The 22,562-nt window shown below is 63.1% G+C and carries 22 protein-coding genes; 7 read left to right on the forward strand and 15 right to left on the reverse strand.

The window, feature by feature from the left end:
• Positions 1 to 17: 17 nt before the first annotated feature.
• From BMY91_RS14295 to BMY91_RS14330, 8 genes are read right to left on the reverse strand one after another with little or no spacing between them, the layout of a single operon-like run.
• A complete protein-coding gene (locus tag BMY91_RS14295) occupies positions 18 to 1,067 on the reverse strand; it encodes a zinc-dependent dehydrogenase (protein WP_090823017.1) in 1,050 nt (349 codons plus the stop codon).
• On the reverse strand, positions 1,064 to 2,131 hold the full coding sequence (locus tag BMY91_RS14300; RefSeq protein ID WP_090823019.1) for a galactitol-1-phosphate 5-dehydrogenase: 1,068 nt from the start codon (positions 2,129 to 2,131) through the stop codon (positions 1,064 to 1,066). Before BMY91_RS14300 ends, BMY91_RS14295 begins: the two co-directional genes overlap by 4 nt.
• 6 nt (positions 2,132 to 2,137) lie before the next feature.
• Positions 2,138 to 2,977, reverse strand: a complete 840-nt coding sequence (locus BMY91_RS14305; protein WP_090823021.1) for an SDR family oxidoreductase — start codon at positions 2,975 to 2,977, stop codon at positions 2,138 to 2,140.
• Positions 2,978 to 3,022: 45 nt separating this feature from the next.
• The gene (eda, locus tag BMY91_RS14310; RefSeq protein ID WP_090823023.1) at positions 3,023 to 3,664 is read right to left on the reverse strand and encodes a bifunctional 4-hydroxy-2-oxoglutarate aldolase/2-dehydro-3-deoxy-phosphogluconate aldolase; all 642 of its coding nucleotides are present in this window, start codon (positions 3,662 to 3,664) and stop codon (positions 3,023 to 3,025) included.
• Between the two features lies 1 nt (position 3,665).
• Entirely contained in the window at positions 3,666 to 4,565 is a 900-nt protein-coding gene (locus BMY91_RS14315; RefSeq protein WP_090823025.1) for an MBL fold metallo-hydrolase, read from the reverse strand.
• Entirely contained in the window at positions 4,562 to 5,389 is an 828-nt protein-coding gene (locus tag BMY91_RS14320) for an ATP-binding cassette domain-containing protein (RefSeq protein WP_090823027.1), read from the reverse strand. The genes BMY91_RS14315 and BMY91_RS14320 overlap by 4 nt, the downstream gene beginning before the upstream one ends.
• Positions 5,386 to 6,465 carry an ABC transporter permease gene (locus BMY91_RS14325; protein WP_177179922.1) on the reverse strand — a complete coding sequence of 360 codons (1,080 nt, stop codon included), beginning with the start codon at positions 6,463 to 6,465 and terminating at the stop codon, positions 5,386 to 5,388. Before BMY91_RS14325 ends, BMY91_RS14320 begins: the two co-directional genes overlap by 4 nt.
• A gap of 45 nt (positions 6,466 to 6,510) precedes the next feature.
• Positions 6,511 to 7,563, reverse strand: a complete 1,053-nt coding sequence (locus tag BMY91_RS14330; protein WP_090823028.1) for a substrate-binding domain-containing protein — start codon at positions 7,561 to 7,563, stop codon at positions 6,511 to 6,513.
• Positions 7,564 to 7,696: 133 nt separating this feature from the next.
• Here BMY91_RS14330 and glmS point away from each other — a divergent pair, with 133 nt between their 5' ends.
• Complete coding sequence (gene glmS, locus BMY91_RS14335; protein WP_090823030.1) at positions 7,697 to 9,598, forward strand: glutamine--fructose-6-phosphate transaminase (isomerizing); 1,902 nt, start codon at positions 7,697 to 7,699, stop codon at positions 9,596 to 9,598.
• A gap of 40 nt (positions 9,599 to 9,638) precedes the next feature.
• Here the strand turns inward: glmS and BMY91_RS14340 are convergent, their stop codons facing one another.
• Positions 9,639 to 10,415, reverse strand: a complete 777-nt coding sequence (locus BMY91_RS14340; protein WP_090823032.1) for an SDR family oxidoreductase — start codon at positions 10,413 to 10,415, stop codon at positions 9,639 to 9,641.
• Between the two features lie 238 nt (positions 10,416 to 10,653).
• Between BMY91_RS14340 and BMY91_RS14345 the strand changes: the two genes are divergently transcribed.
• Together BMY91_RS14345 and BMY91_RS14350 are read left to right on the forward strand one after the other, a co-directional pair.
• Positions 10,654 to 11,955, forward strand: a complete 1,302-nt coding sequence (locus BMY91_RS14345; protein WP_090823034.1) for an MFS transporter — start codon at positions 10,654 to 10,656, stop codon at positions 11,953 to 11,955.
• Between the two features lie 73 nt (positions 11,956 to 12,028).
• Positions 12,029 to 13,045 carry an alcohol dehydrogenase catalytic domain-containing protein gene (locus BMY91_RS14350; RefSeq protein WP_090823036.1) on the forward strand — a complete coding sequence of 339 codons (1,017 nt, stop codon included), beginning with the start codon at positions 12,029 to 12,031 and terminating at the stop codon, positions 13,043 to 13,045.
• A gap of 82 nt (positions 13,046 to 13,127) precedes the next feature.
• On the opposite strand, the gene BMY91_RS14355 is transcribed toward BMY91_RS14350, so the two are convergent.
• The 5 genes from BMY91_RS14355 to BMY91_RS14375 all read right to left on the reverse strand — a co-directional run bounded on the left by BMY91_RS14355 (position 13,128) and on the right by BMY91_RS14375 (position 17,983).
• The gene (locus BMY91_RS14355; protein ID WP_090823038.1) at positions 13,128 to 13,895 is read right to left on the reverse strand and encodes an SDR family NAD(P)-dependent oxidoreductase; all 768 of its coding nucleotides are present in this window, start codon (positions 13,893 to 13,895) and stop codon (positions 13,128 to 13,130) included.
• Positions 13,896 to 13,925: 30 nt separating this feature from the next.
• Positions 13,926 to 15,014: a 1-phosphofructokinase family hexose kinase gene (locus BMY91_RS14360; protein WP_143054075.1), complete on the reverse strand. Its 1,089-nt coding sequence runs from the start codon at positions 15,012 to 15,014 to the stop codon at positions 13,926 to 13,928.
• Positions 15,015 to 15,032: 18 nt separating this feature from the next.
• Positions 15,033 to 15,965, reverse strand: a complete 933-nt coding sequence (locus BMY91_RS14365) for a transketolase family protein (RefSeq protein WP_090823040.1) — start codon at positions 15,963 to 15,965, stop codon at positions 15,033 to 15,035.
• Positions 15,962 to 16,855 (reverse strand): transketolase, encoded by an 894-nt coding sequence (locus BMY91_RS14370; RefSeq protein ID WP_090823042.1) that lies wholly within the window; start codon positions 16,853 to 16,855, stop codon positions 15,962 to 15,964. Before BMY91_RS14370 ends, BMY91_RS14365 begins: the two co-directional genes overlap by 4 nt.
• 93 nt (positions 16,856 to 16,948) lie before the next feature.
• A complete protein-coding gene (locus BMY91_RS14375; RefSeq protein WP_090823044.1) occupies positions 16,949 to 17,983 on the reverse strand; it encodes a zinc-dependent alcohol dehydrogenase in 1,035 nt (344 codons plus the stop codon).
• Between the two features lie 174 nt (positions 17,984 to 18,157).
• On the opposite strand from BMY91_RS14375, the gene BMY91_RS14380 reads away from it, so the two are divergent.
• Complete coding sequence (locus tag BMY91_RS14380; RefSeq protein WP_090823046.1) at positions 18,158 to 18,970, forward strand: IclR family transcriptional regulator; 813 nt, start codon at positions 18,158 to 18,160, stop codon at positions 18,968 to 18,970.
• A complete protein-coding gene (locus tag BMY91_RS14385; RefSeq protein WP_090823048.1) occupies positions 18,970 to 19,710 on the forward strand; it encodes an IclR family transcriptional regulator in 741 nt (246 codons plus the stop codon). Before BMY91_RS14380 ends, BMY91_RS14385 begins: the two co-directional genes overlap by 1 nt.
• Here BMY91_RS14385 and BMY91_RS14390 read toward each other — a convergent pair.
• Entirely contained in the window at positions 19,707 to 20,096 is a 390-nt protein-coding gene (locus BMY91_RS14390) for a hypothetical protein (RefSeq protein ID WP_256212750.1), read from the reverse strand. The genes BMY91_RS14385 and BMY91_RS14390 overlap by 4 nt on opposite strands.
• Positions 20,097 to 20,347: 251 nt before the next feature.
• On the opposite strand from BMY91_RS14390, the gene BMY91_RS14395 reads away from it, so the two are divergent.
• Together BMY91_RS14395 and BMY91_RS14400 are read left to right on the forward strand one after the other, a co-directional pair.
• Positions 20,348 to 21,667 (forward strand): MFS transporter, encoded by a 1,320-nt coding sequence (locus tag BMY91_RS14395; RefSeq protein WP_256212751.1) that lies wholly within the window; start codon positions 20,348 to 20,350, stop codon positions 21,665 to 21,667.
• 23 nt (positions 21,668 to 21,690) lie between these two features.
• On the forward strand, positions 21,691 to 22,458 hold the full coding sequence (locus BMY91_RS14400; protein WP_090823052.1) for a carboxymuconolactone decarboxylase family protein: 768 nt from the start codon (positions 21,691 to 21,693) through the stop codon (positions 22,456 to 22,458).
• Positions 22,459 to 22,562: the final 104 nt, after the last annotated feature.

Here is a 22,562-nt window from a genome sequence, read left to right on the forward strand (position 1 = left end):
CCCGGGCGGGCTGCGCTTCACTTCGAGTCGAAGAGGATCATGGCTTTCATGCCGGCGCCCGATCCTGCGTAGTCCATGGCCTTGTCGATGTCATCAAGTGTGAAGGTCTCGGTGACCAGTGGCGAGAGGTTCAACCGGCCCTGTCCAACCAGCCGCAAAGATGCCGCGTAGTCGGAATTGCTGGACCCGGTAGTCCCCGTCAACGTGAGGCCCTGGTAATGGACCCTGTTGGTGTCCACCGGAACACGTTGAGCCTTGCCCAGGCCGGCGAAGAAGTTCACCCGCCCATGCATCGCCAGCAGATCCACTGCCTCCGCCTGAACCTCCGGCTTGGAAACGCAGGTCAACGCCACGTCCACGCCCTTGCCGGAAGTCTCCTCGCCAACCACGGCTGTCAACTCGCGCTCGCCCAGGTTCACCAGGACATCGGCTCCCACCGAACCCGCGAAGTCGAGCCGTGCCTGCCGGTTGTTGGACACGATGACTTTGGCGGCACCGTACAACTTGGACAGCATCACATGGCAGGCGCCAATGGGTCCGGCGCCCATGATAAGGACAGTGGACTCCGGCCCGATGTCCAGTTTGCTGATCGCGTTGTAGCAGCAGGACAGGGGCTCCACCAAGGCGGCCTCGGCATAGTCCACGGTGTCCGGCAGGTGGAACACGTTGCCCCGCTCGATGGCGAAGCGGGGGATGAGCACGTATTCCTGGAATCCGCCGTCCATTGTGATGCCGAACGCCTCGTAGGAAGGGCACATGTTGTTCAGGCCCACCAGGCAGCTTTGGCACCGCCCGCAGCCGACGTTGGGAGTGACGCTGACCCTGTCGCCCACTGCGTAGCCGGCTACTTCAGCCCCGACGGAAACGACGTCGCCAGCGAACTCGTGGCCGAGCACCCGCGGTGTTCCTGCCGGTAGCTTGAAGTGGCCGTTGGCGGCGATTCGGCGGTCCGTGCCGCAAATGGACGCCGCGCGGACCTTGATGACAATGTCACCGGGCCCTGCAACAGGGCGTTCAACCTCGTCCACCGTGATGGTGCCGGCCGAGTGGAGCCTTGCCGCTTTCACTGGGCACGCACCTCCGCCCAGGCTTCCTCGGCGACGGCGAACAGAACCTTGTTGTACCAAATGGAGCGGTCTGTGAGCTGGCGGAACACCCCGGGAGCTTCCTCCAGCGGGCGCACGTGGCTGATGAGTTCATCCACTTTCAGATCCTTGCCCAGATGCGCAATAACCATGTCCCACTCACTGTGGCCCTTGGGCGTCACCTTGGCGTTCCAGGTTCCGTACAAGCGCAATTCCCGGCGGAGCAGCGAGGACACCTCGGCCTTGGCCAGATGGAGGTCGCCGCTGAGATCGCCCAGTAACACCACCTGGCCTTGGACCGAAGCTGCGTCGATTGCTTGCACCAGCGCCTTGGGGTTGCCGGTGGCTTCCACTGTGATCTGTGGTCCCCAGCCGTCCGTGGCGACCCGGGCGAGCTGGGCGGTGTCTCCGGTCTTGGCATCGAGGGTTTCGAAGCCCAGCCCGGACATGATCTCCAGCTTTTGGTCATCAATGTCTGCTACCAGGACCCGCGAACATCCGAGGATGCGCAGCCATTGGGCTGCCAATGCCCCGATGGGCCCGGCCCCGATAACCAGGGCGGTAGCGTGAGTAGGGATGTCCAGCTTGAGCATGGCGTGCAGGGCGACACCCGCAGGCTCCACCATGGCGGCGTGAGTCAGCGGGGTGTGGTTGGGAACCCGGAAGATGCTCTTTTCGGGTACCCACATCCTCTCGGACATGGCACCGTGCCGGCGGGAGCCAAAGTAGTCGTAACCGGTTCCCAGCGCGTGCTCGCCGATTTCGGACATTGGATCCCCGTGCTGGTGCAGCAGTGGGAACACTGCGGCGCGGTCCCCGGGCTTGAGCCCGGAACCGGCGGGAGCTTCTTCCACGATCGCCGAGAACTCGTGGCCGAGGACCAGCGGATAGTGGTACGCCTTGCCGTGTCCGAAGCGAAGAACGTCCGAACCGCAGACCCCGACGGCACCGACCCTCACCAGGACCGGATTCTCGCCTACCGGCTCGGGATCCGGAATGTCCCCGTATTCCAGGTCGTTGAGTCCATTGAGAATGGCAGCCTTCATGACGGCTTAGACCTCCATGCCGTAGCGGTGTGCCTTGTGGGTAGGGTAAAGAGCGATCTGCGGGATGGTGACATCCGGGGTGCGGGTGGCCACGTACAGGGTGATCTCAGCGACGTTGTCCACCTCGATGCAGCTCGCGTGGATGCCCTCTTCGATTTCCTTCTTGTCCAGCCAGCCGTCGATGTAGGCGGGGACGTCGCCGTCGTAAAGGCCTTTGTCGATGATTTCGGTCATCGGGGTCTTCACGTGCGACGGGTTGATGACCGTCACGCCGATTTTCTTGTCCTTGCCTTCGAGCAGGATGTTCTTGCTGAAGCCCATGAGGCCGTGCTTTGAAGCGCGGTAGGGGCTGTGGCCGGGGCCGGAGGCGACGCGTGCGGAGGAGGAGCCCATGTTGATGATGCGGCCACCGTTTTCCTGCTTCTCCATGATGCGGAAGGCTTCGCGGCACATCAGGAAGACCGCGGTCAGGTTGGGCGTCATGGTCTTGTTCCACTCGTCCAGGGTGACGTCGACCACCGGCGGGGCGAGGGAGTCGCGTCCTGCGCTGTTGACCAGGAGGTCCACGCTGCCCCAGTTGCTCTTGGCCCAGGCGAACAGGTCGATGACGGACTGCTCATCGGTGACGTCGGCGAGGATGGAGTGTACTTCTCCCCGGCCGTATCCGCGGATGCTGGCTGTGACCTTGTCCAGGCGCTCTTCGTCGATGTCCACCAGCAGGACCTTGCTTTCGTTGGCAGCGAAGATGCGTGCCACGGCCTCGCCGATGCCGGAGGCTGCGCCGCTGATAATGGCGACCTTGCCGGCAAGGGCCACGCCGTTCTCCGGGACGTATGTTTCACTCATTGTGGTTCTCCTTGTATTAGGTGGTTTTGATGGTTCGGTGGGCCGTCAAACGGACGCCACTGAGGGGGATGCGAGGCTTACCGCCTGGCGGGCTTTGTTGCGGATCTCATCCCATTGCTGGCCGGCGATGTCCGCCTTGGTAGCGATCCACGATCCGCCGCAGGCTGCCACGGTTGGCACCTGAAGCCAGGCGGCAACAGTGTGGGCCGTGATTCCGCCGGTCGGCATGAAGGCAACGTCCGGGTAGGGTGCGGCGAATGCCTTCACGAGCGGTAGCCCGCCCACGGCCTCTGCCGGGAAGAGTTTCAGCAGCCGTAGGCCGAACGCCCGGGCCGCCTCGATCTCAGTGGGTGAGGTGACGCCCGGAATGATTGGTACCCCCGCCCGGCGGGCGCGTTCCACTACAGCGGCATTGAGGCCGGGTGAGACCAGGAAGTGCGCACCGGCGTCGACGGCTGCGTCCACATCGGCCTCGGAGAGGACGGTACCGGCACCCACCAGCAGTCCTGGTACTTCCTGGACCATGCGGGCAATCGCCGCCGCAGCCGCCGGCGTCCTGAACGTGACTTCGGCGACCGGCAGTCCGGCCTCCGCCAGGGTGCGTCCCAGCGGGACGGCGTTACCGGCGTCGGCGATTTCTATCACCGGGACGATCCGCAGCTGCCGGAGGGCGTGTTCGAGGTCCATGTCAGTTTCCTTTCACCTGTGCGGCGGGCTGTCGGGCAGGCTCGATGACATAGCACTGGCCCACGTGGGGGAGGGTCCACTGCAGTTCGCCGGCCACCTCGGCAAGTTCCCGGGCGGCTTCTTCGCGTGGCACGGTATTGAAGTTGAACAGCCCGAAGTGATGGCCGACTACGGCGGGAATCGCCGCCTGCTGGCACAGGTCTGCCGCTTCGCGCGCCGTGAAGTTGCCGGGTACGCCGTTCTGCAGCCTGCGTCTGTCCCTTCCGTTGATGGGGAGCAGAGCCAGGTTCACACCGTGGTTGCGGAGCAGTTCGGCTTGACCGTCGTACGGCACGCAGTCGCCGGAGTGGTAGATCCGGACCCCGGCGATTTCCAGGATGTACCCCAGGAACACGGAATCCCCGTTGGCGTCGAATTCGAGTTCCTCATGCGCGGCTGGAACCGCGGTGACCGTGACGCCATCGCCTAGTTCAATACGGTCCCCAGCGGTAACTGCCTGGAGCCGGTCCTCGGGGATGTGCCGGTCCAAGGCCACCTGCCGTCGGGCCCTGGGCGCCACGAACAGGGGACGGTTCTGCTGTTGCAGGGCCTTCACCGTGTCCGGGTCCAGATGGTCCGTGTGGGCGTGGGTGTGCAGGACCGTACCGACTCCCCTTACGGCAGCAGGATCCACCGGCACAGGCTGGAGCCGGTTATGCGGGAACACCGTCCCCGCATACTTGCGGGCCAAGCTGTCCGAAAGGTACGGGTCAATGAGGATGCGACGGCCTGCATATTCAAAGGCGAACCCCGCTTGGCCGAGCCACCAGAAGCGGAGGCCGCCCGCGGCATCGGGCGCCTCGGTGAGATGTCCGACGTCGGGCCCGTCGCCATCCGCACGGACCGTCCATACTTCGCTCATCGGACAGCCAATCGAGAGGGGACGGCCTCGGGATCGTGTTCGGAAGGCGGTGCCTGGGCGCCGGTCATCAAGGAGACGGCATCGTTCATGGTGATATCGGTTTTCTGGACGCACGCGATCCGGCGGCCGAGCCGCTGGACATGGATCCTGTCCGCAACCTCGAATACGTGCGGCATGTCGTGGCTGATCAGGATCACCGGGATGCCGCGGTCACGGATCCCCGCAATGAGGTCCAGGACCTTGCCGGATTCCTTCACGCCAAGGGCTGCGGTTGGTTCGTCCATGATGATCACCCGGCTGCCAAACGCCGCAGCACGGGCCACGGCCACTCCTTGGCGCTGTCCGCCGGAGAGCGTCTCCACAGCCTGGCCGATGTTCTGGATAGTCAGCAGGCCGAGGTCGCCCATGATCCGGGCCGTTTCCTTATGCATGGCCTTGTGGTCCAGCATCCGCAGGCCCCAGCCCAGCGGGCCGGGCTTCCGGATCTCGCGGCCCAGGAAAAGGTTCGCAGCGATGTCCCGCGCCGGAGCCAGGGCCAGGTGCTGGTATACCGTTTCGATTCCGGCGGAGCGGGCATCCAACGGAGAGCGGAACTTCTGCGTCACGCCATCCACCTGGATCTCGCCCTCGTCCGGGATGAGGGCCCCTGACAGTGCCTTGATCAACGAGGATTTGCCTGCGCCGTTGTCACCAATGACGGCCAGGACTTCGCCAGGGTAGAGCGTGATGTCAGCGCCGGCGAGGGCCGTGACGTGGCCATAGCGCTTGACCAGATTCCGCGCCCGGAGGATGGGCTGAACTGTTGAAACTGGGTTAGTGGTCATCCCGCAACCTTTCGAGTCCACTGGTCCAGCCCGACTGCGACGATGACCAGAACGCCTGTGGTGAATACCTGCCAGAGGACATCGACGCCGGCCAAGGTCAGGCCGTTGCTGAAGACCCCGATGATCAAGGCGCCCAGCAGGGTGCCCAGGACATTGCCGCGCCCGCCGAACAAGCTGGTGCCGCCGATGACCACTGCAGTGATGCTGGCCAGGTTTACTCCCTCGCCGGAGAACGGGCTGACTGAACCCACCCGGCCGATCAGGAGCCAGCCGGCTATTGCGCAGATGACGCCCGCGACGATGTACACACTCAGCAGGACACGGGTGGTCCGGATGCCGCTGAGCCTGGCTCCTTCTGCGTTGTCCCCTACTGCGTAGATGTGCTCGCCCCAAGCCGTGCGCTTGAGGATGAAAGCAATGGCAATGAAGCTCAGCAGAACCAGGATGGACCCGTATGTGACTGGGGCGCCAAGGACTTTGAACGTTTCTCCGGGCCAAAGGAGCAGGTCCGGAAGGACGTTGGCCTTGATCGTTTGGCTGCCGGAAGCCAGCAGGTTCAACGCCGTGAAGATACTCAGCGTTCCCAAAGTTGAAATGAACGGCGGGACGCGGAAACGGGTCACCAGAATGCCGTTGAGGAATCCGCACGCGGCGCCGGTCGCCAAGGCAATCAGCAAGGCCAAGACGGCGGGAAGGCCTGCTTCGGCTGCCAATTTTCCGGAGATGACCGTGGTGAAGACCATAACTGCGGCCACCGACAGGTCAATACCGCTGGTAAGGATGATCAACGTCTGGGCGATGCCCACCATGCCGATGATCTGCACCTGTTGGAGAATGAGCGAAACGTTAAGAGGATCTATGAACCGGGGGCCTACCATCGCGGTGAACACCAGGCAAGCGAGGATGAGGACTGCCGTTGGCCCCAAGAGGGGATGGGCGTGCATTTGGCGCTGGACCCGGCCGAGGAAAGGAACGGGAGGCTGATCGTCCAGGCGCTCGCCAACCCTACGTTGGGCGGGGGCGTCGGGGGTCTTGGCCGGCGCAGGGGCGCCGGTGGTCGCGGATACTGACTTCATTGTGTGTACCTTCGCTGTTCAATGAACGGTGGTCTGGGTGCCGGCCTAGCCCCAGCAGTTGCCCAGGCCCCAGGTAGTGGGTTCAGAGGTGACGCCCGGAGCAGCTTTGTCGGTGATCAGGGTGACGCCGGTATTGGTGAAATCAAGGCCGTCGGTTGTGGTCGGTTTGGTTCCGTCCTTCAAATAGACGCTGATGGCTTGAAGCGCATCTCCGGCCATCTTGATAGGGAACTGCATGGAGGTGGCCCCGATAGTGCCGGCCTTGACGTCGTTGACGCCAGGGCAGCCGCCATCGATGGAAACAACCGTGACTTGGCCTTCCAGGCCAGCGGCTTTGATCGAGGAGAAGGCCCCGGCCGCGGCGGGCTCGTTGATGGTGTAAACGAGATTGATGGTGCGGTCCCGCTGCAGGAGTTTCTCCATGGCCGCCCGTCCGCCTGCCTCGTTGGCGTTGGTGACCTCGTGGCCCACGATCCGGGGATCCTTCTCGTCACCGATCTTGTTCTTGTCGACAACATCCACCCCGAATCCCTGCAGGAAGCCCTGGTTGCGTTGTACGTCCACCGCAACTTGTGCGGGGCTGAGGTCCAGCATGGCGATCCGTGCGGGCCTGTCGGCGAACTGGGCAGCAGCCCACTGGCCGATCAGCACCCCGGCTTGGAAGTTGTCCGTGGCAAAGGTTGCGTCGGCAGCATCCGCCGGGTTGGTGGGGGAGTCGAGGACCGCTACGAATACGCCTGCGTCCCGTGCCTTCTTGATGGCAGGGAGGATGGCCTCGGAATCGGACGGGGCGATCATGATGCCCTTCGCACCGCGTGCGACCAGGTTCTCGATTGCTTTGACTTGGGAGTCGTTGTCGCTCTGTCCCTGGCCGGAAAGGGCTTGGAGTTCGAAGCCCAGTTCTGCGGCTTTCTTCTCGGCGCCCTCGCGCATCTTCACGTAGTACGGGTTGTCGTCCGTCTTGGTGATGAGCCCAACAAGTGGCTTGGAGTCGGCTGCAGACGAGGAACAAGCGGCCAGACTGGCCGTGAGGCCAGCGGCTGCGAGGAATGCTGCCGCCTTGATGGTCATTCCACGCCGTTGTGTACGAGCGGTCATTTCGAGGCCTTTCTATCGAGAGGAAGTCTCTCTGCTGAACGGGGGGGGTGGTGTTGATCACAACGATAGCAGGAATTTTCCACCAATCAATATGTTTTGGAAGAAAATTCCAAGAACGGCTAGGCTGGCACCCATGTGTGGAATCGTTGGATACGTCGGCCCGGCCGGCTCGTTGGAAACTCACCGCAAACGTGCGCTTGATGTAGTGCTGGGTGGCTTACGCCGCTTGGAATACAGGGGCTACGATTCTGCGGGCATCGCCGTTCACTCGGCTGGTCGCGTCCATGTCAGGAAGAGAGCGGGGAAGCTGGCCAAGCTGGCTGACTCGCTCATCGCCGAGCCGCTGCCGCAGGGTGACGTTGCCATTGGTCACACCCGATGGGCCACCCATGGGGCGCCCACGGATGCGAATGCGCACCCTCATCTGGCGGACCAAGGCCGGCTGGCCCTGATCCACAACGGCATCATCGAGAACGCCTCTTCGCTGAGGCAATCGCTGTTGGACAGCGGGCACTGCTTCGTTTCGCAAACAGACACGGAAGTGGCTGCTGCGTTGCTTGCGCAGGCCTACCGCGCCGCCGTCGAAAACCTCGGGCGCCAAGCGGCTGGCGAAGCGCTCTCCGTCGCAATGCGGAACGCCTGCCGGGAGCTGGAAGGCTCCTTCACGTTGCTGGCTGTGCACGCGGATCACCCCGGCGTCGTAGTGGCCGCCCGACGAAACTCGCCACTGGTGGTGGGGATTGGCGAGGGCGAGAACTTCCTCGGATCGGACGTCTCGGCTTTTGCCGAGTTCACGACGCGCGCCGTCGAACTTGGGCAGGACCAAGTTGTCAGCGTCACCGCGGACGACGTCACGGTGACCGACTTCTCGGGCGCGCCCGCAGAGGCGGCCGAGTTCGCCGTGACGTGGGACCCTGAAGCAGCCTCCAAGGGTGGGCATGCATCATTCATGGCCAAAGAGATGTTGGAGCAGCCCGAAGCGGTCCGACGGACTGTCCAGGATCGGATCAACGTGGACGGTTCAGTTCGGCTGGACGGGCTGGGCATCGACGATGAGACCTTAGCCAGCATCCGGAAAGTCGTCATTGTTGCGTGCGGCACCGCGTCCTACGGCGGGCAGATCGCCAAATACGCGATTGAACGCTGGTGCCGGATTCCGGTCGAAGTGGATCTCGCCCACGAGTTCCGTTATCGCACGCCCATGCTGGACTCGCGAACCCTCGTGGTGGCCATTTCGCAGTCCGGGGAGACCATGGACACCTTGATGGCGGTGCGTTACGCCCGCGAGCAGGGAGCTGTTGTCCTGTCTATCTGTAACACGATGGGTTCCACCATTCCCCGCGAATCGAACGGCGTCCTCTATACGCTGGCCGGACCGGAAATTGCGGTTGCTTCCACCAAGGCCTTCCTGGCCCAGGTCACAGCCAACCTGCTCCTGGCCCTCTACCTGGCGCAACTGCGTGGTTCTTCGCTCCAGGCGGAAACCCAGGACGTGGCCCAGGAGTTGCGGAGTATTCCCGACCTCATACAGCGCACCCTGGACGGAGCTGTGCGCATCAATGCCCTGGCCCGTGACCTGAGGGACGCCACCTCCGTGCTATTCATCGGACGACACGTTGGATTCCCGGTAGCCATGGAAGGTGCGCTGAAGCTCAAGGAACTCGCATACATCCATGCCGAGGGCTTTGCTGCGGGTGAACTTAAGCATGGCGCCATTGCCCTCATCGATCAAGGTCAGCCGGTGATTGTCGTGGTGCCGTCGCCACGCCACAGCAGCCTTCTGCACTCCAAAGTCATGTCCACCATCCAGGAGATCAAGGCCCGGGGCGGACGTGTCATTGCGGTGGCCGAAGAGGACGATCGTGTCGCGCGGCACTGGGCTGACGACGTCATCGGTGTTCCAGGGTCTTCGCCGCTCCTGGCGCCGCTGCTGACGACGGTTCCCCTCCAGTTGTTCGCGGGGGCGCTTGCAGGTGAAAAAGGACTCGACGTTGACCAGCCCCGTAACCTGGCCAAGTCCGTCACCGTGGAGTAGTGGAAGGCCGCCCGCCATTATGGCGGGCGGCCTTGTTGTGTCAGCTACGCATGCTGGCCGGGAGCTCCGGGGTGGCCGCCTGTGTGTTGCTGAGCGACTGCAAACGGGTGGCAACCACGCTCATCTCAGCGATGTTGGTTCGCGGTGGAAGGCTGACGGCGCAGTGTACCGCTTCTGCAATGTCGTCCGGGTGGATGGCCCAGTCCCGTACTTCCCGAGGCGGCGGGCTGGGGCGCAGGTCCAGGATGGGAGTATCCACGATGCCCGGCAGAATGCTGCAGACACGGATCCCATTGCCGTGTTCGTCGCGCGAAGCGCCCCGGGCCAAGCCCAGCAGTGCGGATTTGGAAGCACCGTAGGCTGCCCCGCTGTGGTCCGGCCAGCTTGCAGCAATGCTGGAGATGATCACTACGTCGCCCTGCCGTTCCCGCAACTGATCGAGCGTCGCGGATAGCAGGGTGAAGACGCCATAGACATTGGTCTTCATGATGCGGTCGAAACTCTCGTCGTCGAGCTCGGCCATTCGCCGGCGTGGGACGTTGGTCCCCGCAGCGCAGACCAGTATGTCAATGGGATCCGTTTCCGCGAGGTGCGCCGCCAGGGCCCGTGCCCCCGCAGTGTCGGCAACGTCCAGGGCATGGGTTACCAGCTGGCCAGTGGCTACATGCTCAGGGCTCACTGCATTCAAGGCTTCCTGCCTCCTGGCTACGCCATGCACCTTGGCTCCGGCTGCGAGGAGCCTGCGGACCACGCTGGCCCCGATGCCGCTGCTGGCGCCGGTGACAAGGGCTACTCTGCCCTCAAGATTCCTGTCCATCGTTCCTCCTCTGCCGGGACTACCGGCAATGTTCCGTTCAAGGTGGCGCGTCTTGTCTAGTGTTGATTCCACCCATCATCAAATTATCACTTGACAGACACTTTGTCCGCATGATGATGTTAATTGCAGAACGTGAGCCTTCCGGCGCACAACCAGGCCACCTTGCGGTCCTTGCACTGGCCCTGGTCCACAACCGAGTCAAGCCACAGACTGTGGCTTCCCAACGCGGGAGCATTCAATGACGATTGTTGAGCAGAACACAGCCCAACCGAAAAGCAGCCCGGAACGGTTGCGCCTACAACGCAAATCCCTGCTCGCCACGGGCGTAGGAAACTTGCTGGAATGGTTTGACTGGACCATCTACACGGTCGCCTCGGTCTATATCGCCGGCAGCCTCTTCAACTCCAGCAACCCCATGTCTGCGCTGCTGAGCACGCTGGCCGTCTTCGCCGTCGGGTTCCTGATGCGTCCCATTGGCGGGCTGGTGTTCGGTCCTCTGGCTGACAAACTCGGCCGACGAACGGTCCTGCTGACCACGATGTTCCTCATGGCGGGCGCGAGCCTGGGGATCGCCCTCATTCCTTCGTACGCGGCGATCGGTAGTTGGGCATCTCTGCTCCTTCTGCTGGCCCGATTGATCCAGGGCTTCGCGCACGGAGGTGAGTCCACGACGTCATACGCGTACATCGCCGAAATCGCCCCGGCCAAGCGCCGCGGTCTGTGGTCGAGCACTGTCTTCATCGCAGTGGGATCAGGATCCCTCCTGGCGACGTTCTTCATGGCGGTATTGACCGGCCTGATCAGCAAGTCGGAAATGATGGAGTGGGGCTGGCGAATTCCCTTCGCGGCTGGTGCGCTACTGGCTGTGGCTGCACTGTGGTTGCGCCGCGGCATGATGGAAAGTGAGCATGTGGCCGTTGCCCAGGCTGGCAGCGCTGCGCCTCCATGGAGCAAGAAGCAGGTATTCGCCGCAGGCGTGAAGTTGTTCCTCTATGAGGCTGGATCTACGCTCACGTACTACACGTGGGTCACTTCGGCAGCTATCTATGCAATCGGCGTCAGGGGCATGGACCCGGGCCAGGCGTTCGTGATGAGCGTGATAGCACAGGTGGTCTATATCGCATTCCTTCCCGTCTCCGGCTGGATCTCGGATCACTGGGGAAGGAAGACCACAACCCTTATCTCCCTGGTGGGTATCGCAGCCACGGTGTTCCCGCTCTGGGGCCTGATGACCAGCGAGCCATGGACGTTGCTGGTTGCCCAGACAGCAGGACTGTTGCTGGTCGCCTTTATTACAGGTTCCAAGCCGGCAGCGATTTCAGAACAGATTCCCACCCGCTACCGCACCAGGATCTTCGGCGTTTCCATCTCCCTCGGCGTGGCCGTCTGTGGCGGTACAGCGTCCTACCTCAGCACCTGGCTTTACTCGATCGGCAGTGGCTGGATCTTCAACCTTTATGTCATCGCAGTTGCGGCGGTATCCAGTGTTGTGGTCCTGAAGTGGAAGAACAACACCGGCGTTCCCCTGGATCAAATCTAGTACTGCCCACATCACACAGTTCCCGGCGGCGCCACTGGCACGCCGGGAACTGCCATATCCGGAAGGAACCACCATGATCACCACCCTCCCCGCGACCGCAGCCGCGGCTGTCCGCTCTTCGATGGAGAAGCGGAGCATCGAGATCAGAATGCAGGAACCCCCGCGGCTTCGAGCCGGCGAGGTGCTCGTCGCGACGGAATACTGTGGCTTGTGCGGGTCCGATCTCCACATCTGGAACGGCGACGATGGGTACGGCTGGGTTCCATGCGGTACCGTTTTGGGCCACGAGATTGTGGGGACGATCGTCCAGAGCGATGACCCCGGTGGCCTGAAGCCAGGAACGCGCGTGGTGGCCATCGCCCAGTCTGGCTGCGGGAGCTGCGCCGCTTGTTCGGCTGACTACGCGAACGGCTGCCCGGATAAGGTCACTTTGGGTCTGACGCGCGACGGCGGTGCCGCGCGTTTCGTTCGTATCCCCGCCTCCCAGCTGCTGGCCGTACCCGACGATGTGCCAGCCCGGACCGCGGTGCTGACAGAACCTCTCTCAGTTGCCGCCAGGGCAGTTGCAGGCCGGGGTCGTGTGACAGCCAAGGACACCGTAGTTGTCAGTGGTCCAGGCACCATCGGGATACTGTCTGCAGTGGTCTGCCAGTATCTCGGTGCCCGCGTGGTGCTCAAGGGGATGACCCAGGACGTGGCAGCACGGGCCGGTCTCGCCGAACAGCTGGGGCTGGACCTGGTGGATACCCTTCCCCCCGGTTTCAAGCCAAACGTGTGGATCGAAGCTGCTGGAGCCTCCGCCGCCTTGGCCGATGCTGTCCGTGAGCTGCCGGTCCAAGGGCGCGTGGTGGTGGTGGCACTGTACGGAGCGCCGCCGGTGTTGGCGGCCAACGATGCCGTGCGGAAGGAACTGGACATCATCACCAGCTACAGCTCGTACCGCCCGGACTACGGGCAGGCACTGGACATCCTCAAGATGTATCCCGGGTTGGGGGAGCTGCTGGTTGAGACGGTGCCGCTCAGCAACATAGCCGTTGCCTTCGACAAGGTGGGCCGGGGCGCTGCGCCGAAGATCGCCGTCGAACCCTGATGCCTCGTGAACGCAGCAAGTGAACGCAACAAAAAAGGCGGCCGGAACAAATGTTCCGGCCGCCTTTTTTGGTGTGCGGCGGCTAACTGAACGTGCCGTCGATGGTGAGTCCGCCGTCGATATTAATGACCTCGCCGTGGATGAACGATGCATCCGGGGAGAGCAGGAAAGCGATCACGCTTGCGATTTCTTCCGGCTCGGCAAGCCTCCCGAGGGGAGTCCGTCCCAAGAGAACCTCCTGGTTCAATGTGCCGTTGCGCAAGCCGCTACGCACCATCTCCGTATTTACGTAACCCGGAGCGACGGCATTGACGCGTATCTTATGGACACCCCATTCAACAGCCAAGGTCCTGGTCAGTCCCAGCATCCCGGTTTTGGCAGTGGCATAGGCAGATCTCCCCGGCAAGCCAAAGGTGGATCCTACTGACGCGATGTTCACAATGGAGCCACGGCTCGATTTGAGGAGTGGAAATGCCGACTTTGCCGTGAGCATGGAACCGGTCAGATGGATGTCCAGCAGCCGCCGCCATTGTGCGATGTCCAGCTCCTCGGCAGGCTGGCGAAGGATGTTGCCGGCGCAATTCACCAAGCCGTCCAGCCGGTCAGTTTCGCCCGCTACGGCACCCAGGAGGGCTTGGACGCTGATCTCGTCAGCCACGTCGACACCGAACCCAAGGTGGGGGGAAGCCGCGGGAGAAAAGGAATTCAGTTCTTCTGCCAGGTCCTTGGCCGGTCCCTCGTTGAGATCGGCAACGAGGACCCGCCAGCCGCGGCTTGCCAGAGTATGTGCCACTTTGGCGCCGATGCCCTGTGCGCCGCCGGTGATCAGGGCTGTCTGTTGTGCGTTCATGAGTTGCTCCCTTGCTGGTTTTTGTATGGCTCAGAGGTTGCTGAGGCGGAAGGTTGGATCCGGCTCTTGGACGGTGACGTCCGGCGCTCCTTCGAGGCTGCCCAAGGCTGTAGTTGAGCGCCCGACGGCGAGCGCGCCCCAGGCGGCGGAACGCGCCAGCGCTTCGGTGAAGGCTGCTCTGCGATTGTGTGCTCCGGTGGGCCCTCCGGGTTCGAGGCAGGTTTCGCTGAGGAACCCGGAAAGTGCTGCGTCGCCAGCACCTGTGGTGTTGACCACGGCGGTTTGTGGCGCCCGGGCCCACAGGACGCCATCCGGGCCTAGCCCGATGAGGCCATCCCCGCCCATGCTGGCCAACACGGTGCCTATGCCCGCGTCAGCGAGGGACCGTGCGGCTTGGACTACGTCGCCAACCGTTCGCAGCGGCTGCCCGGCGAACTGCTCGAGCTCCGGGACGTTGGGTTTGACGAGGTCCACCAGCTTGCTGTTGGCCCATCGGCAAAGGTCCGGTCCGTTGACATCCAGGCATACCTTGATTCCGAGTTCACGTGCTTGGTGGAGCAGCCACCGCAGATCCACAGGGTGTCCATTCGAAGCCCGGGGTAATGCTCCGGCCACCACCAGCCAGTCCGCGTCCGTGGTGTGGAGTTGGTCGAGTGTAGCTTCACAGACCGATCGCCACTCCGACTCCGGGAGGTGCCCGGGCTTCTGGTTGGCATTGGTGGTGGACCCGCCGGAACTCACCAGCACGGTGTTGACCCGGACGGGCGTGGAGACGGGCACCGTGCGGACCAGATCGCCCTCGCCCTGCAGGAGCGGGAGGCTGGAGCTGTCTGCCTGACTCGCAGGGACGACGGCGGTGGTGGTGTTGCCTGCCAGCCGCAGCGTACGGGCGACGTTGATGCCGTTGCCACCCAAGTACTCCTCGACGGCGAACGCCCGGTTGACTGCTCCGGGCACCAGGTCTTCGAAAAAGTAGACCCGGTCCACCACCGGCGACGGTGTCAGGGTCACCACGGTCTGCAGGCGCTGACGGACCCTGCGGCCGTGCCCTGACTGTGGCGCGCCGTGGGCGCGGTAGACGGCTCCGGCGCGTATGGTTCTGTGGGTGAGGCTGCTCATGGGATCGGCGCCCTCGGCCTAGTCGTCGGCCAGCGCGTGGCGGACCTGGCCGGCTACGCGGGCGGGCGAGAGTCCGTATTTGTCCAGCAGGTAACTGTTGGGAGCGGACTCGGACCATGCATCCGCAAGGCCCAGCCGTGTGACGGTCTTGCCCAGCGTGGTGCTGGTAACCAGCTCACTCACCAGCCCGCCCAGCCCTCCAATAATGCTGTGTTCCTCGATGGTGAAGATTGGTGCTGGGCCTGAGAGCGCTGATAGCAGGGCAGCTTCATCCACGGGTTTGAGGCAGGGAACGTGAACCACCCGGGCTTCGATTCCTTCTTCGGCCAGCAGAGCTGCAGCATCCATGACACGCGAACTCTGGACACCTGTTGAAACCAGAAGTGCGTCATTGCCCTCGCGTAAGACATGTACTGTTCCCGGTGTGAATACATGGCCGGGACTGAAAATGTCGGAAACGGCATCCCGTGCCAACCGCAGGTAGACGGGACCGTCGTGGTCTGCGGCCCATCGGATTGCTGCTTCGGCTTCCCTTGCGTCGGCCGGGGCGATCACGGTCATGCCCGGCATCGCACGCATGATGGCCAGGTCCTCAATGTCCTGATGGGTCTTTCCGCTGCTGCCGTTGAGGAGACCGGCGTAGGATGCCGCAATTTTCACTGGCGCTCCGGTCTGGGAGACCAGCATGCGGATGGGGTCCAGAGCGCGGTGCGTCAGGAATACTCCGAAAGTGGAGAGCCACGGCCGGAATCCAAGTGTGGACAAGCCGAAAGCGACGCCCACCATGTTCTGCTCCGCGATGCCGATCTCAAAGAACCGGTCCGGGAACGCGTCCGCGAACAGGTCGGCTTTGGTGGACGTGGCAAGATCGCCGTCCACCACTGCAACCCGGCTGTCCGTCCTGGCAAGTTCTACAAGCGTCTGGCCCCATACGTCGCGTTGCGCCTTCACTTTGCTTCTCCTTTAAAAACCTGGCCGAGTTCAGCGGCTGCGCTGGCCAGTTGTTCCGGTGTGGCAACCCCGTTGTGCCACTTATAGGTGCCCTCGGTAAAGGACACGCCCTTGCCTTTGATGGTCTTGGCCAGGATGACGGTCGGCTTTCCTGAACCCCGTTGCTCACGGACGCGGTCGAAGGCGTCGTGGATTGCGTCGAAGTCGTGCCCGTCGATGCTGATGACGTTCCAGCCAAAGCCCGTGAAGACCCCGCTGAGGTCTACGCCGGACCATGGGTTTGAGCGGTCGAACCGGTCATCGTCTTCGGAGACGGGCCATCCATACTGCTGGAGTCCGTTGAGGTCGATGACCGCTGTGAGATTGTCCAGCTTGAAGCGACGTGCCGTGTGGACTGCCTCCCACACCATTCCCTCTTCGAGTTCGCCGTCGCCCAGCATGACCCACGTGTGGAAGTCCGAACCGAGTTGCTTGGCAGCCATTGCCATGCCGGCTCCGGCCGATAGCCCCTGGCCCAGGGAACCGCTGGAGCTGTCCACGCCGGGGGTGAGCTTCATGTCCGGGTGGCCTTGGAGTCTCGACCCGCCCTGATCGAAAGTGGCCAGTTCCTCCACGGGGAAGTAGCCGCGGAGTGCCAGGACCGAATAGAGGCCAATGGCGCAATGTCCTTTGGAGAGGATGAAACGGTCTCTTGCGGGGTCCTGCGGATTCCCGGGATCAACAGAAAGTTCGTTGAAGTAGAGGGAAACCAGCAGGTCCATAGCGGACAGCGGGCCACCGATGTGGCCGGCTTTGGCATCCGCCACGGTCTTGATGACGTGCCAGCGGCCAGCGGCTGCGAGCCTCTGGAGTTCGGCCGTCCCGGTCTTGGTTGCTTGCGTTCTTGACATGACATTGTCCTCATCGATCGTGTCAGCAGGTCTATGCCTTAATTATTACCGTCTTACGGACAGCTTGTCCAGATAATGATAATTCGTCGAAGACTAGGGCAGGCTTCTCACCAGGACCTTCACTGCTCCGGTGCCTGATCGCGCTTCGGCAAAAGCCTCAGCCACCGATTCCAGGGGGTATTCCGAGATCGGAATTCCCGCCAAGGGAAGTTCGCGGTGGCTGATCAGCCTCACGGACTCGGCGAAGTCTGCGGACTCGTAGACGCGCACCCCGATGATTTCCTGTTCAGCAAAGGCAAGCTCGCGCAGGTCCAGCTCGGCCGGTCCGTGGTGCACGGCCACAATCACAATCCGCCCCCGCACTTGCGCCACCTGGGTCAGGAGCGGGGTGACGCTGTGATGCCCTGCGCAATCGAAGACAACGTCGGAGGCGGTCTCGCCGTGCTCGTTGGCCGCCGGAACGTCACTTGGCCCGAGCGCCCGGAGGCCGAGCGCCTCAACTACTTCCCGGCGTCGAACGCTTGGCTCCACGACGGCAACGTCAGCCGCACCTGCGTGACGGGCCGCCAGGGCGACCAGGATTCCGATGGGCCCTGCGCCGAAGATGAGGACGCGCTCGCCTGCTGCGAGCCTGGCCCTTCGAATGGCGTGAACTGCTACTGCGAGCGGCTCGGCAAGGGCCGCCTCCCTGGTGGGGGCATTTTCGGAGAACGGAATGACGTTCGCGGCCGGTACGGCCATCAATTCCGCCATGGATCCCGGCGTATCGATGCCGAGCAGCCTCAGGTTTCTGCAGACGTGCCGCAGTTCCTTCCGGCAGGCGCCGCACGTGTTGCAGGGCAGGAGGGGGTTGACGGCCACCATGGCGCCCTCGGTCAATCCACTGTCCCCCGGATTTTCAATGGTGCCGGTAATTTCGTGCCCCATCACCAGGGGGAGAGTGGCTCGGGGGTGGGTTCCGCTCACAATGGGGAAGTCCGAGCCGCAGATGCCGGTGAATGAGACCCGAACAAGAACTTCGCCCGGCCCTGCCGCTGGGCGTCGTAGTCGCTGTGTGTCGAACTGCTCTGGGGCCTTGAGGACGGCTGCCCGGATATCCGGCGTTACTTCAATGGTTGGTGTCGTCATCGACTGCTCCTTCTGGTGCACGGCTTGTTCTTGAGCGCGTTCCTTCAAGTTATCAATTGGCGGACACAAGTTCCACTAGTTGATAACTATCTGTGTGGCGACGCAGTTGTTGCATCGGTCATGGGCCTTACGTATCGTGAGTCATGATGTGTGTCCGCTAGGTGAGAGGTTCCAATGACGGAAGCAACGGATCCCAGCGGCGGAATGAATCTCGTGACCAAATCCGCGGCAGTTCTTCGCGCGATCGCTGAGGCAGGTGAGCTGACCGTGAGCGAACTCGCTGAGCGCACGGCCGAACCCGCCAGCTCCCTCTATAGACTGCTCTCGACGCTCCAGGCGATCGGCTGGGTGGAGGACGGGTCGCGTCGGGGCAAGACCCGGCTCGGCCTCGATTTTGTTCGGCTCGGAGCGAAGCTGGAGGCCCAGCTGGACCTGCGGGACCTGGCGCGGCCAGAGCTGGAGAGGTTGCACGCTGCCACTGGCCAGACATCGTTCTTGTGCATCAGGCGCGGCCTCCGGGCTGTGTGCATCGACCGAATCGATGGCCTGGATGTCCAGATCCACAACCTTAGATTGGGCGAATCCATGCCCTTGGGTCAGGGGGCCGCCCCCAGGGCCATCCTCGCTTTCGAGATCCCCGAGGTGGTTGAACGCTACTTGAGGGAACTTCCTGAAGATGATCTGTTCGGCCCGGTGGCTCACAACGCAGAAGAACTTCGCCAGCTCCTGGCGGAAACGGCGTCCGCCGGCGTTGCAGTGGCCCACAGTGATTGGGGCCAGGGGATTGGCGGTGTTGGTGCGCCCATCTTCAATCACACTGGTGCCGTTGTAGGAGCACTTTCCATCAGCGGGCAAACGCACAGGGTGTTCCACGGCGACTACGACCCCGTCGCGATGGTCCAATCTGCTGCCGCAACCGTAAGCCGGGCACTTGGTGCGATCCAGCCGGACGCCCATCTTCCAGCCGCGGAAAGCAGGGCCGTCTAGTGGCAGCGAAACCCATCAAGGTGATGGCCAACAGTGCTGACCTCCTCAACGCGCTGGCCGACAACGGACCCATGAGTGTGGTGGACATCGCCGAGGCAATTTCCATGCCGCGCCCCAGCGTTTATCGGTTGCTTGACGCACTCGAACACGTGGAACTGATCGGAATCCGGGAAGATGGCAGGGCTCAACTCGGTACGCAGATCCTTCACCTTGCGAGTGCTTCGCTTCAAGGGATTCCGGAGGTCTCCGCAGCACGTCCCGCCATGGCGCGCCTCAACGAGCTAACTGGCCAGACAGTCTATCTCTGCGCCGTGAGGAACCAACTCGTGACCTGCCTCGATTGGGTCAAAGGGACCAAGGTGACGCTGCTGCTCCTCAACCCCGGCGGCACCCTCCCGCCGCACGCAGGTGCAACCTCGCGGGCCATCATGGCATGGGATGACCATCTCAGGCACAGCGTCATGGCGTCGGCTCCGCTGCTGGCGATCACTCCCAGCACCCTCACCACAGCAGAGCAAGTGGAGGCTGACGCAAAAACCATCCGTGAACGCGGCTTCAGTGTGTCTGACCAGGACGTCACCATCGGTGTCGCCGCACTGGGCGTGCCGCTGTTCGATTCCCATGGCGCATTGCGCGGGGCACTGTCGGTTGCCGGACTTCGTGATGACGTTCTTCCTCAACAGGACGAATTTGTTGCCCTGCTGCAGGAAGCAGCGAAGGAAACGGCGGCCAAACTCTAGCTTCGATCCCAGCTGACCACCACGCGGGCGGCACCCTGTTCGGTCCGCTCGACGTTGGTGACGATCTGGGAATCGGGAGCTCCCATGGCCCGGATTTGCTGCCGATAGTTTTCCACGTGCTCCTGCAGGGACTCCTCAGTCCATTCGCCCGGCCGCATCCTCGTGGAAATCTCCACGGGTTCCTCACGGACCAGGATCTCCCCGGGCTGCCCGGTAGGCGAGGTCTCCGGCGTCGTGGCCTTTGGAACCAGCATACGGAAAGCGAAAACCCCGCCGGCCACCCCAGCGACGAGTCCTGCAGCGATCAGCCACAGCGTTCGTCCAGGTCCCCGCCCCGCGGCTGTCGACTTCGGCAGGGCAGTCTTTTTTGCTGTTCTCTTTGCCATGGGAATTCATCTTTCCGGTGGGCGTCAGGTGTCCGTGCGGGTCGGCGCTCAAGGGCGCTGTCTGTCCATCCTAAGCAGGCTTAGCACCCTTGGGTAAGTCACCGGGCCAGGCCACACGAGGGAGGTACTGCCGGACCCTGTAACAAGGGACTCTCCCACGTGGTTCCAAACACGGGTGTCATTGATAAGTGACCTCTACCCACATCCCCCCGACTCAGATGGCCAGCCCGGCTCCAGGATCGACAAGCCGGGTGGCCCTCGCCGTGTCCACTCTCGGCTTCTTTGTGATCACACTGGATGCCCTGATCGTCAACGTTGCTCTGGCCAGCATCGGCGCCCAGCTGGGTGGCGGCACGGCAGGCCAGCAGTGGATCGTGGACGGCTACACACTGATGTTCGCGTCCCTATTGCTCTTTGCCGGCAACCTGTCAGATCGGATCGGGGCCAAGCGTGCCTTCACCCTCGGTCTGGTGCTGTTTGTCCTGGCATCGGCTGCCTGCGCGTTCGCTCCCGTCCTTTGGGTTCTGATCTTCTCCAGGTTCGTGCAGGGTGCCGCAGCGTCACTGATGTTGCCGCCGTCGATGGCTTTGATCCGGGAAGCTTTCCCGGACGCGCTGCTGCGCTCCAGGGCAATAGGCCTGTGGGCGTTGGGTGGAGCCGTGGCCGCTGCGGCAGGGCCAACCCTGGGTGGCCTGCTGACGACCATTGACTGGCGGCTGGTTTTCCTCATCAACGTTCCCGTTGGGGCGGTGGCCGTTGCGTTGCTGGGCAAAGTCCCTGCCTCGCCGGTCCGGCCCGCACCCTTCGACTGGTGGGGGCAGGTGGCAGCACTCATTGGCGTGGGCGCGCTCATCTTCGGGCTGATCGAGGGCGGGGTTCTCGGCTTCGGGGAGCCTCAAGTGTTGCTGTCCTTGGGCGCAGCCGCCGTGGCCATCACCGTCTTCCTTCTGGCCCAGGCCCGGGTCCGCAACCCCATGATGCCCCTGGACCTGTTCCGTTCGGCCGGGCTACGTATCGCCCTCTCGGTGGGATTCAGCTTCATGGTTGGCTGGTACGGAATGGTCTTTGTCATGAGCCTCTTCCTCCAGCAGCACCTCGGCCTGTCCCCACTGCTGGCCGGCCTGGCGTTCCTCCCGGCGTCCGTCCTCATCGCAGTCAGCAATGTGGTGGCTGGCAGGATGGCTGCCCGGTTCGGCCCGCGGGTTCCGGCCGTCCTTGGCCAGTTGCTCATGGTGGCAGGTTTGCTGGGCATGCTCCTGGCAGCACCCTTGGGCTCACTCCTGGCCGTCACACTGCTGTTGGTGCCGATCGGCGTGGGCGGTGCACTGGCTATGCCTCCCATCACGGCCCACGTCCTGGACAGCGTTCCAGCTCATCGCGCCGGGACGGCCAGCGCGGTCTTCAATACTTTCCGGCAACTCGGTGGAGCCGTGGGCGTGGCAGTTTTCGGCGCGCTGTTGGCGGGCCCCGCAGGGTTCGTTCCAGGGCTGCAGACGAGTCTGCTGATCGCGGCATTGCTCCTGCTGGCGACTGCGGTTGCGAGCGTTTTCATTCGCCGGACCCACAACTAATCCACGTCATCAAAGGAGACACCATGGCACCCACCCAAACCGCCAGCAAGAACCACGAGGAACTTTTCCCGGGACAGCCGCCGGCACTCGCTGTCACGGATCCCGAACTAGTGGAGATTTTTAACAACTTCGCCTTTGACGAGACCCTTCGCTACGGAAACCTCGATACCGGAACCCGGGTTATGGTCCAGCTCGCATCACTCATCGCGTGCCAGGCACTGGGAGAGTACCGCACCATGCTCACGGCGGCCCTCACCGTTGGGGTGACTCCCGTCCAGGTCAAGGAAGTCCTTTACCAGGCCGTGCCATATGTTGGCATGGCCAAGGTTTCCGACTTCCTGCACACAAGCAACGAGGTCCTGACCGAACACGGCGTACAACTTCCCCTCCAAGGGCAGTCCGGCACTACACCGGCAGACCGCGCAGAGAAGGGCCTCGCAGTCCAGAAACTCATCGCGGGTACCGCCAAGGTGGACGCCATGCGCGCCGCCGCAGCCGACGACGAAATGCACTTCCAGGACTACCTCGCCGGCAACTGCTTTGGCGACTACCTCACCCGCGGAGGCATCGACGTACCCACTCGTGAGCTGCTCACCCTCTCGATGCTGGTTTCGTTGGGCGGCTGCGAACCCCAAGTGAAGGGTCATATCCAGGGCAATCTCAACGTCGGAAATGACCGTGCGAGGATGCTCGAGGTCCTCACCAGCCTGCTGCCATACATCGGATACCCGCGGACACTCAACGCCTTGCGGATGTTGAACGAAGCCGCCCCGGCCAGCCACACGGAGTAAGAGCATTACCGCCGGAACCAGTGGCCAGCAGACCCTGACGGGCAGATAATGAAGGCATGGCACGGCATGCAGCGCACGTGCTGGTGGACTGAGCACCGACTGCT

The organism is Arthrobacter sp. yr096 (genome assembly GCF_900108925.1).
GTDB lineage: Bacteria > Actinomycetota > Actinomycetes > Actinomycetales > Micrococcaceae > Arthrobacter.

What these genes read in the sequence shown, in the direction of transcription:
- BMY91_RS14300 (WP_090823019.1), bottom strand. Translation starts at nt 2,131, where the DNA reads ATGAAGGCTGCCATTCTCAATGGACTCAACGACCTGGAATACGGGGAC.
- BMY91_RS14305 (WP_090823021.1), bottom strand. Translation starts at nt 2,977, where the DNA reads ATGAGTGAAACATACGTCCCGGAGAACGGCGTGGCCCTTGCCGGCAAG.
- eda (WP_090823023.1), bottom strand. Translation starts at nt 3,664, where the DNA reads ATGGACCTCGAACACGCCCTCCGGCAGCTGCGGATCGTCCCGGTGATA.
- BMY91_RS14315 (WP_090823025.1), bottom strand. Translation starts at nt 4,565, where the DNA reads ATGAGCGAAGTATGGACGGTCCGTGCGGATGGCGACGGGCCCGACGTC.
- BMY91_RS14320 (WP_090823027.1), bottom strand. Translation starts at nt 5,389, where the DNA reads ATGACCACTAACCCAGTTTCAACAGTTCAGCCCATCCTCCGGGCGCGG.
- BMY91_RS14325 (WP_177179922.1), bottom strand. Translation starts at nt 6,465, where the DNA reads ATGAAGTCAGTATCCGCGACCACCGGCGCCCCTGCGCCGGCCAAGACC.
- BMY91_RS14330 (WP_090823028.1), bottom strand. Translation starts at nt 7,563, where the DNA reads ATGACCGCTCGTACACAACGGCGTGGAATGACCATCAAGGCGGCAGCA.
- glmS (WP_090823030.1), top strand. Translation starts at nt 7,697, where the DNA reads ATGTGTGGAATCGTTGGATACGTCGGCCCGGCCGGCTCGTTGGAAACT.
- BMY91_RS14340 (WP_090823032.1), bottom strand. Translation starts at nt 10,415, where the DNA reads ATGGACAGGAATCTTGAGGGCAGAGTAGCCCTTGTCACCGGCGCCAGC.
- BMY91_RS14345 (WP_090823034.1), top strand. Translation starts at nt 10,654, where the DNA reads ATGACGATTGTTGAGCAGAACACAGCCCAACCGAAAAGCAGCCCGGAA.
- BMY91_RS14350 (WP_090823036.1), top strand. Translation starts at nt 12,029, where the DNA reads ATGATCACCACCCTCCCCGCGACCGCAGCCGCGGCTGTCCGCTCTTCG.
- BMY91_RS14355 (WP_090823038.1), bottom strand. Translation starts at nt 13,895, where the DNA reads ATGAACGCACAACAGACAGCCCTGATCACCGGCGGCGCACAGGGCATC.
- BMY91_RS14360 (WP_143054075.1), bottom strand. Translation starts at nt 15,014, where the DNA reads ATGAGCAGCCTCACCCACAGAACCATACGCGCCGGAGCCGTCTACCGC.
- BMY91_RS14370 (WP_090823042.1), bottom strand. Translation starts at nt 16,855, where the DNA reads ATGTCAAGAACGCAAGCAACCAAGACCGGGACGGCCGAACTCCAGAGG.
- BMY91_RS14375 (WP_090823044.1), bottom strand. Translation starts at nt 17,983, where the DNA reads ATGACGACACCAACCATTGAAGTAACGCCGGATATCCGGGCAGCCGTC.
- BMY91_RS14380 (WP_090823046.1), top strand. Translation starts at nt 18,158, where the DNA reads ATGACGGAAGCAACGGATCCCAGCGGCGGAATGAATCTCGTGACCAAA.
- BMY91_RS14390 (WP_256212750.1), bottom strand. Translation starts at nt 20,096, where the DNA reads ATGGCAAAGAGAACAGCAAAAAAGACTGCCCTGCCGAAGTCGACAGCC.
- BMY91_RS14400 (WP_090823052.1), top strand. Translation starts at nt 21,691, where the DNA reads ATGGCACCCACCCAAACCGCCAGCAAGAACCACGAGGAACTTTTCCCG.